The following is a 15,652-nucleotide window of genomic DNA, read 5'->3' as shown; positions in this document are numbered from 1 at the left end:
GGTGAGCAGGTCCGGCTGCCAGCGCGCGCCGTGACCCGGGCCCCGGCCGGCTCCCCCGTATCAGTCCGGCCGGGTCCTGCGTACTCCTGCCCGTCCCTCTGCCCGACGGGCTCGGGCGCCCCCGCCGCTCACACCGTGCGTCTCACGCGAGCCCTCCGTTGCTCATCAGCAGCTGCCCGTTGATCCACTGTCCTTCGGGCGAGCAGAGGAAGTCGACCAGGTGCGCGGTGTCCCGGGGGGTGCCGAGGCGGCCGAGCGGGGTCTGGCGCGTCATCTCCTCCCGGAGCGGTTCCGTCATCCAGCCGGTGTCCACCGGGCCCGGATTGACGACGTTGGCGGTGACCCCGAGGTGCGCGAGCTCGCGCGCGGCGGCCAGTGTGATGCGGTCGAGGGCGCCCTTGCTCGCTCCGTACGGCAGGTTCCCCACGGTGTGGTCGCTGGTCAGGGCGACGATGCGACCGGTTCCCGGGGTGCCGGTGAACCGTCGGCCGTACTCCCGGATCAGCAGCCAGGACGCGCGCGCGTTGACCGCGAAATGACGGTCGAAGCTCTCGACGGTGGTGTCGAGGAGCCCGGAGTCGACCGACTCGCAGTGGCACATGACGAGAGCGGTGACCGGGCGCCCGAGCCGCTCCTCGGCCGTGTCGAAGACGCGCGCGGGCGCCTCGGGATCGGCGAGGTCGGCCTCGACGGCCGTACAGGCGGCGCCCCGTGCGGCCAGCCGGCCGGTGACGGCCGCGGCGGCGCCGCGCTCCTCGCCCCATTCCATGCGCCGGTCGTAGGGGGTCCAGTACGTGAACGCGACGTCCCAGCCGGACTCCGCGAGGCGGTCGGCGATGCCCACGCCGATGCCGACCGTACGGCCGACGCCGGTCACGAGGGCGAGGGGGCGTGGATCCATGGGGTGCTCCTGTCGTCGTGTCAGTGCGGCCACTGCGGCGGGGACACGCAGAAGTGGCCGCCCAGGTAGAGGGCGTCGGCGCTGTCCTCCGGCGGGAAGCCCCTGTCGGCGATGAGCTTCTCCGCGTAGACCTCCGAGTCGTCCCGCGGCGTGAAGCCGAGCGCCCGGGCCGAGGAGAGGTCCCACCACGCGCGCGTGTTGGCGGACGAGCCGTACACGATCGTGTGGGCCACGTCCTCGGCGGTGAGCGCGGCGTGCAGGAGACGGGCGCAGTCGGCGGGGCTGAGCCACATCGACAGCATCCGGACGGAGGTGGGCTCGGGGAAGCAGGAGCCGATGCGGACCGAGACGGTCTCGACGCCGTGCAGGTCCCAGTAGAGCTGTGCCAGGTCCTCGCCGAAGCACTTGGACAGGCCGTAGAAGGTGTCCGGGCGGTGCGGGGTGCCGACCGGCACGAGCGGGTCGCCCTCGCGGGGCTGCCTGGTGAAGCCGACGGCGTGGTTGCTGGAGGCGAACACCACGCGCGGGACGCCCTCCTCGCGGGCGGCCTCGTAGAGGTGGTGGGTCCCGGCGATGTTGGCCGCCATGATCTTGTCGAAGGTCGACTCCAGGGAGATGCCCGCCAGGTGCACGATCGCGTCGACGCCCCGGACCGCCTCGCGCAGCGCCGCGCGGTCGGCGAGGTCGGCGACGATCGCGTCCGGTGCCCCCGGCACGGGGGCGACGTCCAGGAGGCGGAGCTCGTAGCCGAGCGGGGGCAGCAGCTCCCGCATCAGCGTGCCGACGCCTCCGGCGGCGCCGGTGAGCAGGACGGTGCGGGGTGCGGGCATGGAGCGGATCTCCTCCGTCGAGCGGCATGCGGTGGCATTCAACCGCGCGCCGCGGCATTCACGTGAGTGGAATTCACAACCGTGGACACGCTAGGGAGCGGCCCGACGGAGCGTCAAGAGTGTGCGACAGGGCGCGTTCCCTCCTTGACCGGCCCTTCCGTGCTGTTCTAGCGTGCGAAGCGTCAGTGTTCAAGAATATGGATGACAGTCATAACTGTGCACGAGATGGCCCTGTACGACGGACTTCCCTGGGAGCGACCGTGACCACTGCCCCGCTCGCCGGCCGGCTCGACGGCCTGCTGTTCTTTCCCGTCACCGCCTTCGCGCCGGACGGCTCCGTCGACCTCGACACCTTCCGCGCCCATGTGCGCGCGGGTGTCGACGCGGGCGCCGCCGCCGTGTTCGCCTGCTGCGGCACCGGCGAATTCCACGCCCTGACCCCCGAGGAGTTCCGGGACTGCGTCGCCGCCGCCGTCGAGGAGACCGCCGGCCGCGTCCCCGTCGTCGCGGGCGCCGGCTACGGCACCGCGCTCGCCGTCCGGTACGCCCGGCTCGCCGAGGAGGCCGGCGCCGACGGACTCCTCGCCATGCCGCCGTACCTCGTCGTCGCCGACCAGGCCGGACTGCTCCGCCACTACACCGAACTCGCCGCCGCGACCTCGCTCGACGTCATCGTCTACCAGCGCGACAACGCGATCCTCACCCCGGCCACGGCCGTCGCCCTCGCCCGTACGGACGGCATCATCGGCCTCAAGGACGGCCTCGGCGACCTCGACCTGATGCAGCGGATCGTCAGCGCCGTCCGCGCCGAGGGTCTCGACCTGCTCTACTTCAACGGACTGCCGACAGCCGAACTCACCGGCCTCGCCTACCGGGGCATCGGCGTCGCCCTCTACTCCTCCGCCGTCTTCTGCTTCGCTCCGGACATCGCCCTCGCCTTCCACCGTGCGCTCGCCACCGGCGACGACACCAGCGTGAACCGGCTCGTCGACGACTTCTACCGGCCGCTCGTCGAACTCCGCGCCGAGGGACGGGGATACGCCGTCTCGCTCGTCAAGGCGGCGGTACGGCGGGGAGGCCTGGACGTGGGACCCGTACGGCCGCCGCTGAGCGAGCCCGCGCCCGAGCACGTCGACGCCCTCATGCGCCTTGTCGAGCGGGGACGGGCCGCCCTGAAGGAGCTCGGCGCGTGAGCGGGGACACGGCGAACGCCGGAACCGGCGGCACCGCAGGCGGAAGCGGGAGCGGTGGTGGTGGGATGCGTGCCGGCGCCTTCGTCTACCCCTGGGACGTCGACGGCGACCCCGCCGCTCCCGGGCTGCTCGCCGAGCTGGGCCTCGCGCAGGTCACCCTCGCCGCCGCCTACCACTCCACCCGGGCGCTGACCCCCCGTCACCCCGCCCGCCGGATCGTCACCGCCGAGCACGCCGCCGTGCTCTACCCGCCGGACCCGGACCGCTGGGCCGGCCGCCCGCTCCGCCCGTACCCGGCGGGGGAGTGGGCCCCCGGCGACGCCTTCGGGCGGGCCGCCGAGGCCCTCGCGCCCACCGGCCTCGACGTGCACAGCTGGGTCGTGCTCGCGCACAATTCCCGTCTCGGCGCCGAACATCCGGAGACCTCCGTCGTCAACGCCTACGGCGACCGCTACCCCTGGGCGCCCTGCGTCGCCCGCCCGGAGGTCCGTGAGCTGCTCGTGGACCTGGCCGCCGAGGCGGCCGTACGGCCGGGCGCCGCCGGCACCGAGCTGGAGTCCTGCGGCTGGTACGGCCTCGCCCATCTCCACGCCCACGACAAGACCGGCGGCATCGCCCTCGACGGGCGCGCGCAGTACCTGATGTCGCTCTGCTTCTGCCCCTCCTGCCGCGAGGGGTACGGGGGCGAGGGCGTCGACCCCGAGGAGCTGGCCGCCGCCGTGCGGGGCGCCCTGGGACCCGTATGGGCCGGATCGGGTCCGGCGGGCGGTCTCGGTGCCCTGGAGGCCCCGGCCGGTGCCTGGCGCGCCGGGACCGCCCGCGCCTTCCAGGAGGCAGCCGTGGCCGCCGTACGGGCCGCCGCGCCACCCGGCTTCCGGGTCATGCTGCACGCCGACCCCGACCCGTACACGTGCGGTGCCGACACCGGCACCGACCCGGCGCACGTCCTGGGCCTCGCTGACGGGGTGGTCGCCCGGCCGCACCGGGTCGCGGAGTTCGCCGCCCACGCGCGCGTGGACACCGTCCTCGCGGCGAACCTGTCCGTCGTCACCGGCATGGGCGGCGCGCCCGGCCGGCTGGCCGAGGACGCCGAGCGGGCCCGCGAGGCGGGCGCCGGTGAACTGCGGCTCTACCACGCCGGGCTGGCCTCGGACGAGGACCTGGCCGCCGTCCGGACGGCCCTGCGGAAACTGGGCTGACACCTCTTCCCGAGTCCCTCGCCGCGTACTGCCGACGATCAGGGGCTCAGGACATCAGCCCCAGTTCTGCAGCCGCCGGAGCAGCCCGGCGTCCCCCTCCATCCGCACCGCGTCGGCCGGGACGCGCATGTACATCAGCAGGGCCAGCTCGCTCGCCGTGCCGTGGAGGGCGGCGGTGGGCTTGCTGTCGGCGGCCTCCGCCGGGGTGAGGCGGGTGAACCGGGTGCCGGCGGAGTCCACCGTCTGGCGCCATGAGCGGCCCTCGGCCGCGTGGTAGTCCATGGTGGCGGGCTCGCCCGGCCACGGAGTCGTGGCGGTGCAGACGGTGGCGAGGAACTCCTCGGCGGCGTCGAGCGCCTCGGTCGTCGGCAACTCCTGTGGGGCGCCGGAGGCCAGCTGGGCGTCGTAGGTGTGAATCATCGACTCCGGGACGCGGCGGCGGGCCACGGCGGCCACCGTGTGCGGCGAGGCCAGCGGCTCCCACCAGGCCCAGCAGGCCCGGTCCGGGCCGGCCTCGCGCAGGGCGGCCAGCAGCTGCTCCGTCGAGTCCGCACACCAGGCCACCAGGGCCTCGCGCTCCTTGGGCGCCGCCAGCCCGTCCTTGCTCGGCCGCTCGTCGCCCGGCGCGGTGTTCCGCACGATGTGGGCCCAGAAGCGGTCCCCCTCGCTGAGGTGGTGCGCCAGGTCGTACAGCGTCCACCCCGGGCAGGACGGGACGTCGGCGTCGAGGCTCGGGGCGGCGGTGATCGCGGCGCGGAACGCGGCGGACCGCTCGTCGATCATCTGCAGCAGGGCGGGGAAGTCGAGGTTCTCAGTCACGCGGGATCTTGTACCACCCCGCCGGATGCCGACGCACCCGATTAAGTCAGGACGCCCTCCCGGGCTCCCCCGGGGACGTGGCCAGCAGACGGGCGGCGGAGGCGCGGGTGTCCGCGACATGGGCGCGGGCCAGCGCCTCCGCGCCGTCCTCGTCGTGGTCGCGGACGGCCTCGTAGAGCCGCTCGTGGGCCCCGCACATCGGCTCGCCGTCCGACTGCGCCGAGGTGAGCCGGAAGAGCCGCCGCAGCCGGGAGTCGAGCGGGGCCATCAGGTCCACCAGGAGCGGGTTGCCGGAGAGTTCGACGATCTGCCGGTGGAAGTCGGCGTTGAGGGAGACGGCCTCGCGGAGCCGCCCGGACTCAGCGGCCTTCCTGGCCCGCGCCAACAGCCTTTCCAGGTCCCGCAGGCGCATGGGGCTCGCGTGCCGGGCGGCGAGCCGCGCGGCCAGCCCCTCCAGGTTCTCCCGTACGTCGAAGAGGTACTCGGCGTCCGCCGGGCCGAAGTCCGCCACCACCGAACCCCGGCGCGGCTGCACCGAGAGGAAGCCCTCCGACTCCAGGCGCTGCATCGCCTCGCGCACCGGCACCCGGGAGACCCTCAGCTCGTCGGCGATCTCCCGCTCCACGAGCCGCAGGCCCGCCGGGTACTCCGCCTCGATGATCCGCTCGCGCAGCTCCACGTAGACCCGCTCCCGCAGGGACTGGTGGGTGTCCCCGACGGCGGTGCCGCGGGCGGCGGGGCGGTGGACGGTCATGGGGGCGGCTCCAGTCGGGTGGATGTCGTGCTCCTTCGATCTTCGCAGACCCGTTCCCTGACGACGGCGGACGTGGAACGCGACTGATCCGGTACGGGGGGAGGAGGGGCCGTCAGACCAGGTGGCCGTCCCTGGCCACCACCCGGCCCGCGCGGACCACCACGTCGCGGCGCGGGAGGTCCACCACCGCCTGGGGGACGCACTCCCCGTCGAGCAGCATGAAGTCGGCCGGAGAGCCGGGGCGGAGGTCCGCCCTCGGGAGGCCCAGGAGAGCCGCGCCGCCGTCCGCCGCCAGCCGGAAGCAGGCCTCCAGCTCCTCGTCGAGCCGCAGGTCCAGGGCCCAGGCCGCGAGCCACGCCCGATGCAGCATGTCCGCGTCGCCGAACGGGCTCCAGTTGTCCCTGACTCCGTCCGAGCCCAGCCCGACCCGTACCCCGCGCTCGGCGAGCCGCCGGAACGGAAGGATCGTCGTCACCGACAGGGCGACCGTCGTGAGGGCGATGTCCGCCTCCGCGAGCAGGTCCGCCGTCTCGTCGAGGTCGCGGCCCGACAGGCCGGCCACCGCGAAGGCGTGCGCCACGCTCACCCGGCCCTGGAGACCCAGCGCGCGCGTGCGGGCCGCGATGTCCCGCAGCGGGGCCAGGCCCTGCTCGCCCCGGTCGTGCAGATGGATGTCGAGGCCCAGGCCGTACCGCTCCGCCAGCGTGAACACGATGCCGAGCTGGTCGCCCCCGGCCGCCCCGTCCGCCGTGTCGAAGCCGGCCGGGTCGATGCCGCCGATGTGCGTCACCAGACCGCTCGCCGCCGCCTCCGCGAGCAGCTCGGCCACCCCCGGCTCCCGCACCACGCCGTGCTGCGGGAAGGCGACCAGCTCCACGTCCACGATCCCGGCCAGCTTCGCCGCAGCCTCGGCCACCCCCTCGATCCCGGAGAGGCCGTAGGCCGGGGCCACGTCCGCGTGGGCGCGCATCGCGCGCGTGCCCCGGGCCGCCGCGTGCGACATCAGCCGCAGCGCCCGTTCGCCCACCGGTGTCGGCAGCGCGCGGGAGAGTTCCACGTCCCCGGCGGCATACGCGGCGATGCCGTCCGCGGGGCGCCTGCTGTGCCAGGGCTCGCCCCAGGACGTCTTGTCCGGGTGGATGTGCGCGTCGACCAGGGTCGGCAGCGCCAGCCGCCCGCCGCCGTCGACCCGCTCGACGACGGCGCCCGCCGGTACCTCGGGAACCAGCACGCCGTCCACGGCGATCAGGTCGCCGGACCGCTCGCCGAAGGGCCGTACGTCGTGGAAGAGGGTCGCGGTGCGGGGCGGCGGCGGGGTCACGGGAGTCTCCTCGGAGCGGTCGGCGGTACGGTGGGCGCATGCCGTGATCTGGTATACCACGGCCCTCCGCAATCGCCCCCTCAAGGCCCCGCCGTACCACTGCCACCCCGCTTCACCAGGCCAGATCCTCCAGCGCGTCCAGATCCGGCACCGCCGTCACGACCGGTTCCGCGTCGTCCGCGCCCACCCGCAGCTCCGCCCAGATCGTCTTGCCGCGCCGGCCGTAGCGGGTGCCCCAGCGATCCGCGTACTGCGCCACCAGATACAGCCCGCGCCCGCCCTCGTCCGTCGCCGCCGCGTGCCGCAGATGCGGCGAGGTACTGCTGCCGTCCGACACCTCGCAGATCAGCGTCCGGTCGTGGAGCAGCCGCACCCGCACCGGGTCGGCGCCGTACCGCACCGCGTTCGTGATCAGCTCGCTGAGGACCAGCTCCGCCGTGAACGCGAGCCCGTCGAGCCCCCACTCCGACAGCTGCGCCGCCGCAGCGTTCCGCACCGGCGAGACCGCCGACGGGTCGCGCGCCACCTCCCACTCGGCGATCCGCTCCCGGTCGAGCAGCCGGGTGCGGGCCACGAGCAGGGCGATGTCGTCGCGCGGCGTGGGCGACAGAAGGGTCGCCAGGACGTCCGCGCAGGTCTGCTCCGGGCTCCGGTCCGGCCGGGCCAGCGTGGACCTCAGCAGCCCCAGACCCGTGTCGAGGTCCCGGCCCCGGTCCTCCAGGAGCCCGTCCGTGAACAGCACCAGCTTGGTGCCCTCCGGAAGGAGCAGCTCCGTCGCCTCGAACGGTACGTCGCCCAGCCCCAGCCCCAGCGGCAGCCCCGGCGCCAGCTCGGGGAACTCGACCCGCCCGTCCGCGCCCACCAGGGCCGGACCGGGATGACCCGCGCTCGCCACCGTGCACGCCCCGGACGCCGGGTCGTAGATCGCGTACAGGCAGGTCGCGCCCCTGATGCCCTCGTCGCGCCGCCTCCCCTCGACGTCCGGGCCCTCCGACTCCCGGTCGTCGATCCGGCCCGTCAGCTCGTCGAGATGCCCGAGGAGCTCGTCCGGCGGCACGTCGAGCGTCGAGAAGTTGTGCACCGCCGTCCGCAGCCGCCCCATGGTGGCCGCCGCGTGCAGCCCGTGCCCGACGACGTCCCCGACGACGAGCGCCACCCGCGCACCCGGCAGCGGGATCACGTCGAACCAGTCGCCGCCCACCCCCGCCTTCGCCGGGAGATAGCGGTACGCCACGTCCACCGCGCTCTGGTCCGGCAGCACCCGCGGCAGCAGGCTCCGCTGGAGCGTCACCGCCATCGCGTGCTCCCGGGTGAACCGGCGCGCGTTGTCGATGGCGACCGCCGCCCGCGCCGCCAGCTCCTCCGCGAACGACAGGTCCTCCTCGCCGAACGGCTCGGGCGTGTCCGCCCGCCAGAAGTTCGCCATCCCCAGAACCACCCCACGGGCCAGCAGCGGCACCGTGAGCAGCGAGTGCATCCCGTAGGCGAGGGCCTGCGCCGCCCCCTCCGGGTCCTGCTCCCGCCAGCCCTCCGCCGAGGCCAGCTCCGCCTGCGCCATCGCGTGTCCCGCGCTCAGGGCCGTCGCCATCGGGGTGCTGGGGACGTCGAACCGAATGGTGTCCCCGACCGGCTGGAGCGGCTGGTCGGGCCGCAGCCCGCTCAGCGCCGTCCGCCGCATCTCCGTGGTCGCCGGCGAGGACGGCGGCGGTTCCTCGCCACGCAGTACCGGTTCGAGCAGCTCCACCGTCGCGAAGTCCGCGAACCGCGGCACCGCGACCTCCGCCAGCTCCTCCGCCGTCCGGACGACCTCCAGGGTCGTCCCGATCCGTACGCCCGCCTCGTAGAGCAGCTGGAGCCGGCCGCGGGCCACCGCCGCCCGGCCTGTCAGGGCGGCCAGCTCGGTGGTGTCCCGCATCGTCATCACACAGCCGGACTCCCGCCCGGCCGGGAGCGTGGGCCGCACGCTCACCGCGAGGAGCCGGTCGCCCGCCCGGTGCACCTCGTCCGTCGCGGACCGGCCCGACTCCAGGAGCTCGACCGTCCGGGCGTCGAGCCCGAGCTCCGACACGTGCAGCCGCTCCATGTCCGGCGTCAGGCCGAGCAGACGGCGCGCCTCGTCGTTGGCGAGGAGCAGCCGGCGGTCCGGGCCCACGATCAGGACGCCTTCGCGCACCGCGTGCAGGACCGCCTCGTGGTGCTCCTTCATCCGTGTCATCTCGGCCGGTCCGAGGCCGTGCGTCTGCCGCCGCAGCCGACGGCTCACCAGGGCGGCCCCGCCCACGGCGACCGCGAGCGCGCCGCCCGCCACGCCGATGAGCAGCGGCAGCCGGTTGCGTACGGCGTCCGTGATGTTCTGCACCTCGACGCCGCTCGTGACCAGTCCGACGATCCGGCCCTGGTCGTTCACGACGGGGACCACGGCCCGTACGGCGTCGTTGGGCGCGCCCCGGAACAGCTCCGTGTAGGACTCGCCGTCCACCACCGCCCGGTTGAGGTCACCGGTCGCCTTGCGGCCGATCAGCTCCGGTTCCGAGTCGGTGTAGCGCACCCCGTCCCGGTTCAGGACGGCGATGAAGTCCACCCCCGTCGCCCGCCGGGTCTGTTCCGCCCGTTCCTGGAGCACGGCCGTCGGGTCGGGCGAGGCGAGGGCCGCGTCGATGCCCGGTGCCTTCGCGAAGGCCTCCGCGACCGCGAGCGAGCGGACCTCGGCGTCCCGCTGGGTGTCGCTGCGCGCCTGGTAGAACGTCACGAACACGGCCGCCGCGATCACCAGGAGCGCGATCAGCGCCTCCAGGGCGAAGACCTGCCCGGCCACGCTCCGCAGCCCCGTCCCGCGCCTGCCGGAAGGGTTCCGCCGCGCCCCGGCGTCCTTCCCGCGCGCCCCGTCCCGGGCCGTCATCCCGTGCTCCGGGCGATGAGCAGCGCGACGTCGTCCGGAGCACCGGGCCGGCGCAGGGCCCGGAGGAGCTGGTCGCAGGTCTCCTCGAGGGGACCGCGCATGTCGTCGAGGAGGCCCACGAGCAGGGCGAGCCGCTCGTCGATCGCCTCGTGGCGGGTCTCGATCAGACCGTCCGTGTAGAGCACGAGCCGGTCGCCCGGCCGGAAGGGCACCCAGGTCGTGCGGAACGTGCCGCCGCCCACTCCGAGCGGCGTTCCCGGCGGTACGGACACCAGCTCGGCCGGGCCGTCCGCCGGGATCCGTACCGGCGGCAGATGCCCCGCGTTCGAGATCCGGACCCGGTCGAGTTCCGGGTCGTGCACGGCGAACAGGCAGGTCGCGATGTAGTGCTCCAGGCCCGCCGTGATCCGGTCCAGATGCCGCAGGACCTCGGAGGGCGGGAGATCGAGGTCGGCGAACGCGCAGGTGGCGGTCCGCAGCCGGCCCATCGCCGCCGCCGCGTCGATCCCGCTGCCCATCACGTCCCCGACGACCAGCGCCGTCTTGTCGTCGGGCAGCGGGATCACGTCGTACCAGTCGCCCCCGACCTCGCTCGACGCCTGCGCGGGCTGGTAGCGGGCCGCGACCTCCAGACCCGTCTGATCCGGCGGCACGCCCGGCAGCAGACTGCGCTGGAGCGTCACCGCCGAGTTCCGCACGCTCTGGTACCAGCGCGCGTTGTCGATGCTGACCGCCGCGCGGGCCGCGAGCTCCGTCGCGAGCAGCACGTCGTCACCGTCGAAGGGCAGTCGGTTGCGGTCCCGCTTGAGGTCGAGCGCGCCGAGTACCTCGCCGCGCGCGATCAGCGGCACCGCCAGATACGAGTGCACCCCCGCCCGGGCGAGCAGCTCGGCCGCCTCGGGGCTCCGCGCGATCCGGGACAGATCGCCGGGGCCGACGCGTTCCACCAGGACGGGCAGCCCGGTGTGCACGCACCGGGTGACGAGCCGGTCGGCCCCGTACATGGTGATCGCCCCGGGCGGGTCCGCGGCCGGCAGCGCCTCCGTCCGGCCCGCGGCCTTCACCGCGAGGGCCCGGAACAGTTCGGGCCCCTCCTCAGGAGCGCCGGGCCTGCGCAGGGCGAGGACGGAGTCGAGGACGTCGACCGCGGCGATGTCGGCGAGTTCCGGCACCACCACCGAGGCCAGCTCGTCGGCGGTCTTCTCCACCTCCAGGGTGGTGCCGACCCGGGCCGAGGCGTCCGCGATGAGGGCCAGCCGCCGCCGGGAGCGGTCGGCGTCCGCGTCCGCCCGCATCCGCTCGGTCACGTCGATCACGGAGGCGGCGACCCCCAGGATCCGGTCCTCCGGTCCTTCCAGGCGGTAGAAGGACACCGACCAGGCGTGGTCGTGGTCAGGGTCGGCCGGGGTCCGTCCGACGGTGGGGTGGTCGAGCAGCGGTGTGCCCGTGGTCAGGACGGCGCGCAGCGCGGCTTCGAGGGCCGGGGCGTCGATCTCGGGCACCATCTCGCCGATCCGCCGTCCGAGGTGCATCGCGGCCGGGATCCCGTTGATCCTCTCCAGGGCGGGGTTCACCAGGACGTAGCGCAGGTCGGTGTCCAGGACGGCGAGGCCGATCGGGGACTGGGACACGAGCCGGTCGGAGAGCGCGAGCTCGGCCTCGACCCGTTCGACGGCCGAGCGGTCGGCGGCGATGCCGAGCGCGTACAGACCCCCCAGGTCGTCGGTGAGCCGCATGTTGCGGAACTCCACGTTCCGTACGGTGCCGTCCTTGTGCCGTACGGGGAAGACCCCCGCCCAGGTCGAGCCCTCGCGCAGCACCTCTCCGAAGAGGCGCAGCGCCTCCTCCCGGTGGTCGGCCCCGACGACCAGCCGGGCCATGTACTGGCCCAGGGCCTCGTCGGCGCCGAAGCCGAAGAGATCCTCGGCCTGCGGGCTCCAGAGCACGATCCGGCCGTGGGCGTCGATGACGACGGCGGCGACCCCCAGCACGTCGAGAAGGCCCTTGCCGTCGAGGGGCACACCGACCCGCCCCGCCGTCCCCGGGAAGGAACCGGCCGTCACACTGCCCTCCTCCCGCCGCGCCGCGCTTTCTTCCATGCTCGCCGCCCACCGGTCGCCCCGCACCGCGAGCGCGCGGCGGGGCCGCCCGGCCCGGCCGGGGGACCCTGGGGGCAGGGCCGTCAGCCGACCGCCGCCGTGGCGTCCGGGGCGGGCGTCCCCTGGTCGCGCCCGCCCCGCCCCCGTACCGCGACCGCCGCCGCCCACCCCGCCCCCGCCAGCGCGAGCAGCGGCAGCAGGACACGGACGTCGACCAGGGCGACCAGGCCCGCGCCGAGGGCGAGGGCCAGCGCGTTCGGGGCCATGACCAGGGTGTGCGCGGTCGCCGCCACGCGGCCCACCGCCTCCGGGGGCGCCTCCCGCTGCACCGCCGTCACCACCGCCACGAGGACCCACGGCAGCCCCAGGCCGATGGCCGCGCTCGCCGCCAGGGCCGTCGCCTCGTACGGCAGCGCCCGGACGCCCACCGCCACCGCGAACAGCGCGAGACCGGCGGCGGCCAGCGTCCGCTCGGGTGTCCGGCGCAGCAGCGGGCCGGTGACCAGGCCCGCGAGGACCGAGCCGACGCCCTGCACCGCGTAGAGCAGCCCGGCGTACGCGGGGGCGTGCCCGAGCCCCCGGTCGACGACCGCGTAGACCGCGGCCCCGTTCACCCCGGCGAGCAGCATCGTGAACGCGCCCGTCGCCACCAGCGGCCGCAGGACCGGCGAGGCGCGGAGCAGCCGGGCGCCCTCCGTGGTCTCCCGCCACCAGTGCCGGGACTCCGGCCGTGCCGGACGCTCCTCCCGTACGGGCATCAGCGCGAAGAGACCCGCCGCGAGCGCGAAGCTCGCCGCGTCGAGCAGCGCGACGGTCCCCCCGCCGTACGCGGCGAAGAGGCCCGCCGCCACGAGCGGGGCGATCAGCTTCGTCGACTCGTTCGCGGTCATCCGCAGCCCGTTGAAGGTGCCGAGCCGCTTCTCGTCCATCACGGTGGCCACCAGGGCCTGCTCCGCCGCCTCGTGGACGGCGCCCTGTGCCCCGTACAGGACGAGGACGGCGAAGAGCAGCCACACCCGGTCCGCCGAGTCCACCCACAGGAGGACCGGGAGGAGCGCGGCCGCCGCGAGGTCGAGGACGATCAGGAGCGGCCGCCGCCGCACCCGGTCCGCGAGCGTACCGAGCAGCGGCCCGAGCAGAACGGGTGCCCAGAGGGCGAAGGCGGCCAGGGCCGCGAGACTGTCGGAGCCCGTCAGAGACTTGACCCAGATCCCGGAGACCAGCCACATCGCCGTCGTACCGAATCCGGACACGACGATTCCTGTCAGATACCAGCGCATGGCCACAGGCTGGTCTCTGAGGTGGCCCCGGGGGATCGGGCATCTTCCCTAAGGAGCAGGGGACGCGGCGCCCCCGACCCTAAGGATCCGGGGAGGCACCGCCTTCGATCGCGCGCAGCGCTGCACGGCCCGCCTCGCACAGCGCGTCGTCGTCCGGCACCGACCGCCGGCTCCCGTGTTCGACCGGCCGCTCGTCACCTCGCGCCTCACGCGCCGGCGCCCTGCCCCTCGTACGGAGGCTCCGCGTGCGCCTTCTCGGAGCGCAGGGCGAGCCCCGTCACCACCGCGCCGAGGCCTTCCCACAGGCCGACGCCCAGGAAGCCCGCGGGGGCGCGGCCACTGACGACCGCGAGGGTGAAGACCGCGCAGGTGAGCAGCCGGAAGGGGACGGTCCAGCGGAAGAACGGCTTCCAGTCGGCGAGCGCGGCGAGGACGTAGTAGACGCCCATGTTGAGCGCGGCCATCGAGGAGGCGGTGAGGAAGACCAGGGTGTGGTCGCCGTCCGCGCGAGCGCCGTCGGGGACCGGCTCGAAGCCCATCACCGTGAGCAGCGCGTCCGGTACGACCAGTCCCACCACACCCAGTGCGGCGGCGAGCACGCCGAAGACCGCGATCGTCCAGCCGGACAGGGAACGGGGCAGGCGCACGGCGGTCCTCCGCGAGGTGAGTACAGGATCAGTGGTTCGGTGAACGGGTTCGAATGCGTGCTCGGTGGCGAGCGTGACCCTGCATATCGCGTGCGGGGCCCCGACGGCCAATCGGGGCCCCGCTCACCTCACTTCACGGCTCCGGTCGCCCTACTTCAGCGCCGCCGCCATCATCTTCTGGGCCACGGGAGCCGCCAGACCGTTGCCGCTGACCTCGGAGCGGGCCGCGCCCGAGTCCTCGATCAGCACCGCGACGGCGACCTGCTTCCCGTTGGAGGGGGACTTCGCGTACGAGGTGAACCAGGCGTACGGCGTCTTGCTGTTGTTCTCGCCGTGCTGCGCGGTACCCGTCTTTCCGCCCACCTCGGCCCCGCGCACGGCCGCGTTGGTGCCGGTGCCCTCCTCGACCACGGTCCGCATCGCGCTGCGCAGCTGCTCGGCTGTCGAGGAGGAGACGATCCGCTCGGTGTCGCCGTCCTCGAAGCTCGTCAGCGGGTCGCCGTCGGAGTCGACGACCTCCGACACCATGTGCGGCGCGGCCAGCAGACCGTCGTTGGCGATCGCCGCCGACACCATCGCCATCTGCAGCGGGGTGGCGGTCACGTCGAACTGGCCGATGCCGGTCAGCGCCGTCTGCGCCGCGTCCATGCCGGACGGGTACACGCTCGCGTAGGCGCGGACCGGGACGTCGAGTTCGGCGTCGTTGAAGCCGAACTTCTCCGCCATCGCCTTCACCTTGTCCTGCCCCAGGTCGGCCGCCATCTTGCCGAAGACGTTGTTGCAGGAGTAGCGGAGCGCCGTGCGGATCGTGGCGTTCTCGCAGGGCGCGGACGCGTTCTCGTTCTTCAGGACGGTCCGGGTGTTCGGCAGGGTGTACGGGTCGGGGCTCTTCGTCGCCGTGTCCACCGAGCCGTACAGTCCGTCCTCGAGGGCCGCCGCGGCGACCACCAGTTTGAAGGTCGAGCCGGGCGGCAGCGGCTGCCGGAGGGCGCGGTTCACCAGCGGCTTGTCGTCGTCGGTGGTGAGCGCCTGCCAGGTGTCGCCGTCCGAGGTCCCGGAGATCTTCGACGGGTCGTAGGACGGTGTGGAGACCATCGCGAGGACACGGCCGGTCGCCGGATCCACCGCGACGGCCGCGCCCTTGGTGTCCCCGAGCGCCCGGTAGGCGGCCTTCTGCACGTCCGGGTCGATCGTGGTGATCACCGTGCCCGGCTGCTGCTGCTTCCGGGTCACGGCGTCGAGCGGGTTCTTCAGCCGGTCGTCGGTGCCGTCCAGGACATCGGAGTAGATGCCCTCCAGCTGGGTGGCGCCGTACGCCTGCGAGCTGTAGCCGGTCACCGCCGCGTACAGCGCGCCGTCCGTGTACGTCCGGCGGTACTCGAGGTCCGTTCCCTCCGTCTTCTTCGAGCCGGTGACCGGCGAACCGGCCACGACGATGTTCCCGAGCGGCTGCGCGTACTGCGCGATCGTCTTCCGCCGGTTCTTCTGGTCGTCCGCGAGCGCCTTCCCCTCGTACGCCTGCACCCAGGTGGCCCGGCCCAGCAGGGCGAGCACCAGGAGCAGCACGAAGACCGAGGTGCGCCTGATCGTCTTGTTCATCGCACTTGGGGGGACGAACGGCCCGGTGGGGGACGTTCCGGATGTGGCCGGTTTCTCAGCGAACCTTCATGCGGGACGGGCCGCCGTGTGGCCGCCGTCACCCGGCGCGCG

The 15,652-nt window shown here is 74.2% G+C and carries 12 protein-coding genes; 2 read left to right on the top strand and 10 right to left on the bottom strand.

What is annotated here, in order from left to right; all coding sequences use genetic code 11:
• Positions 1-142 precede the first annotated feature (142 nt).
• Both OG392_RS09280 and OG392_RS09275 read right to left on the bottom strand, forming a co-directional pair.
• Positions 143-901, bottom strand: coding sequence for an SDR family oxidoreductase (locus OG392_RS09280; protein ID WP_329277478.1), 759 nt, complete (start codon positions 899-901; stop codon positions 143-145).
• A 20-nt stretch (positions 902-921) separates the two neighbouring features.
• Entirely contained in the window at positions 922-1,731 is an 810-nt protein-coding gene (locus OG392_RS09275; protein WP_329277476.1) for an NAD-dependent epimerase/dehydratase family protein, read from the bottom strand.
• A gap of 260 nt (positions 1,732-1,991) precedes the next feature.
• Between OG392_RS09275 and OG392_RS09270 the strand changes: the two genes are divergently transcribed.
• Positions 1,992-2,924: a 5-dehydro-4-deoxyglucarate dehydratase gene (locus OG392_RS09270; RefSeq protein WP_329277475.1), complete on the top strand. Its 933-nt coding sequence runs from the start codon at positions 1,992-1,994 to the stop codon at positions 2,922-2,924.
• A gap of 65 nt (positions 2,925-2,989) precedes the next feature.
• Positions 2,990-4,123, top strand: coding sequence for a hypothetical protein (locus OG392_RS09265; protein ID WP_329287160.1), 1,134 nt, complete (start codon positions 2,990-2,992; stop codon positions 4,121-4,123).
• Positions 4,124-4,177: 54 nt separating this feature from the next.
• On the opposite strand, the gene OG392_RS09260 is transcribed toward OG392_RS09265, so the two are convergent.
• From OG392_RS09260 to OG392_RS09225, 8 genes are all read right to left on the bottom strand, one after another.
• On the bottom strand, positions 4,178-4,942 hold the full coding sequence (locus OG392_RS09260) for a maleylpyruvate isomerase family mycothiol-dependent enzyme (RefSeq protein ID WP_329277474.1): 765 nt from the start codon (positions 4,940-4,942) through the stop codon (positions 4,178-4,180).
• A gap of 46 nt (positions 4,943-4,988) precedes the next feature.
• Positions 4,989-5,696 (bottom strand): GntR family transcriptional regulator, encoded by a 708-nt coding sequence (locus OG392_RS09255; protein ID WP_329277473.1) that lies wholly within the window; start codon positions 5,694-5,696, stop codon positions 4,989-4,991.
• Positions 5,697-5,808: 112 nt separating this feature from the next.
• Positions 5,809-7,101, bottom strand: coding sequence for an amidohydrolase (locus OG392_RS09250; RefSeq protein ID WP_443054727.1), 1,293 nt, complete (start codon positions 7,099-7,101; stop codon positions 5,809-5,811).
• A 28-nt stretch (positions 7,102-7,129) separates the two neighbouring features.
• On the bottom strand, positions 7,130-9,916 hold the full coding sequence (locus tag OG392_RS09245; protein ID WP_329277470.1) for a SpoIIE family protein phosphatase: 2,787 nt from the start codon (positions 9,914-9,916) through the stop codon (positions 7,130-7,132).
• Positions 9,913-11,979 (bottom strand): SpoIIE family protein phosphatase, encoded by a 2,067-nt coding sequence (locus OG392_RS09240; protein WP_329277469.1) that lies wholly within the window; start codon positions 11,977-11,979, stop codon positions 9,913-9,915. Before OG392_RS09240 ends, OG392_RS09245 begins: the two co-directional genes overlap by 4 nt.
• A 119-nt stretch (positions 11,980-12,098) precedes the next feature.
• Positions 12,099-13,295: an MFS transporter gene (locus tag OG392_RS09235; RefSeq protein WP_329277468.1), complete on the bottom strand. Its 1,197-nt coding sequence runs from the start codon at positions 13,293-13,295 to the stop codon at positions 12,099-12,101.
• 206 nt (positions 13,296-13,501) lie between these two features.
• Positions 13,502-13,942 (bottom strand): hypothetical protein, encoded by a 441-nt coding sequence (locus tag OG392_RS09230; protein WP_329277465.1) that lies wholly within the window; start codon positions 13,940-13,942, stop codon positions 13,502-13,504.
• A gap of 150 nt (positions 13,943-14,092) precedes the next feature.
• Positions 14,093-15,541 carry a peptidoglycan D,D-transpeptidase FtsI family protein gene (locus OG392_RS09225; RefSeq protein WP_329277463.1) on the bottom strand — a complete coding sequence of 483 codons (1,449 nt, stop codon included), beginning with the start codon at positions 15,539-15,541 and terminating at the stop codon, positions 14,093-14,095.
• Positions 15,542-15,652 lie beyond the last annotated feature (111 nt).

Origin of the sequence: Streptomyces sp. NBC_00691 (assembly GCF_036226665.1) — a bacterium.
In the GTDB taxonomy this organism is placed as follows: domain Bacteria; phylum Actinomycetota; class Actinomycetes; order Streptomycetales; family Streptomycetaceae; genus Streptomyces.
Note: the sequence above shows the minus strand (reverse complement) of the source record. Positions and strands in the feature narration are given on the sequence as shown.

Excerpts from the sequence above, each read along its gene's own strand:
- OG392_RS09275 (WP_329277476.1), bottom strand. The coding sequence starts at position 1,731 with ATGCCCGCACCCCGCACCGTCCTGCTCACCGGCGCCGCCGGAGGCGTC.
- OG392_RS09245 (WP_329277470.1), bottom strand. The coding sequence starts at position 9,916 with ATGACGGCCCGGGACGGGGCGCGCGGGAAGGACGCCGGGGCGCGGCGG.
- OG392_RS09265 (WP_329287160.1), top strand. The coding sequence starts at position 2,990 with ATGCGTGCCGGCGCCTTCGTCTACCCCTGGGACGTCGACGGCGACCCC.
- OG392_RS09255 (WP_329277473.1), bottom strand. The coding sequence starts at position 5,696 with ATGACCGTCCACCGCCCCGCCGCCCGCGGCACCGCCGTCGGGGACACC.
- OG392_RS09280 (WP_329277478.1), bottom strand. The coding sequence starts at position 901 with ATGGATCCACGCCCCCTCGCCCTCGTGACCGGCGTCGGCCGTACGGTC.
- OG392_RS09225 (WP_329277463.1), bottom strand. The coding sequence starts at position 15,541 with ATGAACAAGACGATCAGGCGCACCTCGGTCTTCGTGCTGCTCCTGGTG.
- OG392_RS09235 (WP_329277468.1), bottom strand. The coding sequence starts at position 13,295 with ATGCGCTGGTATCTGACAGGAATCGTCGTGTCCGGATTCGGTACGACG.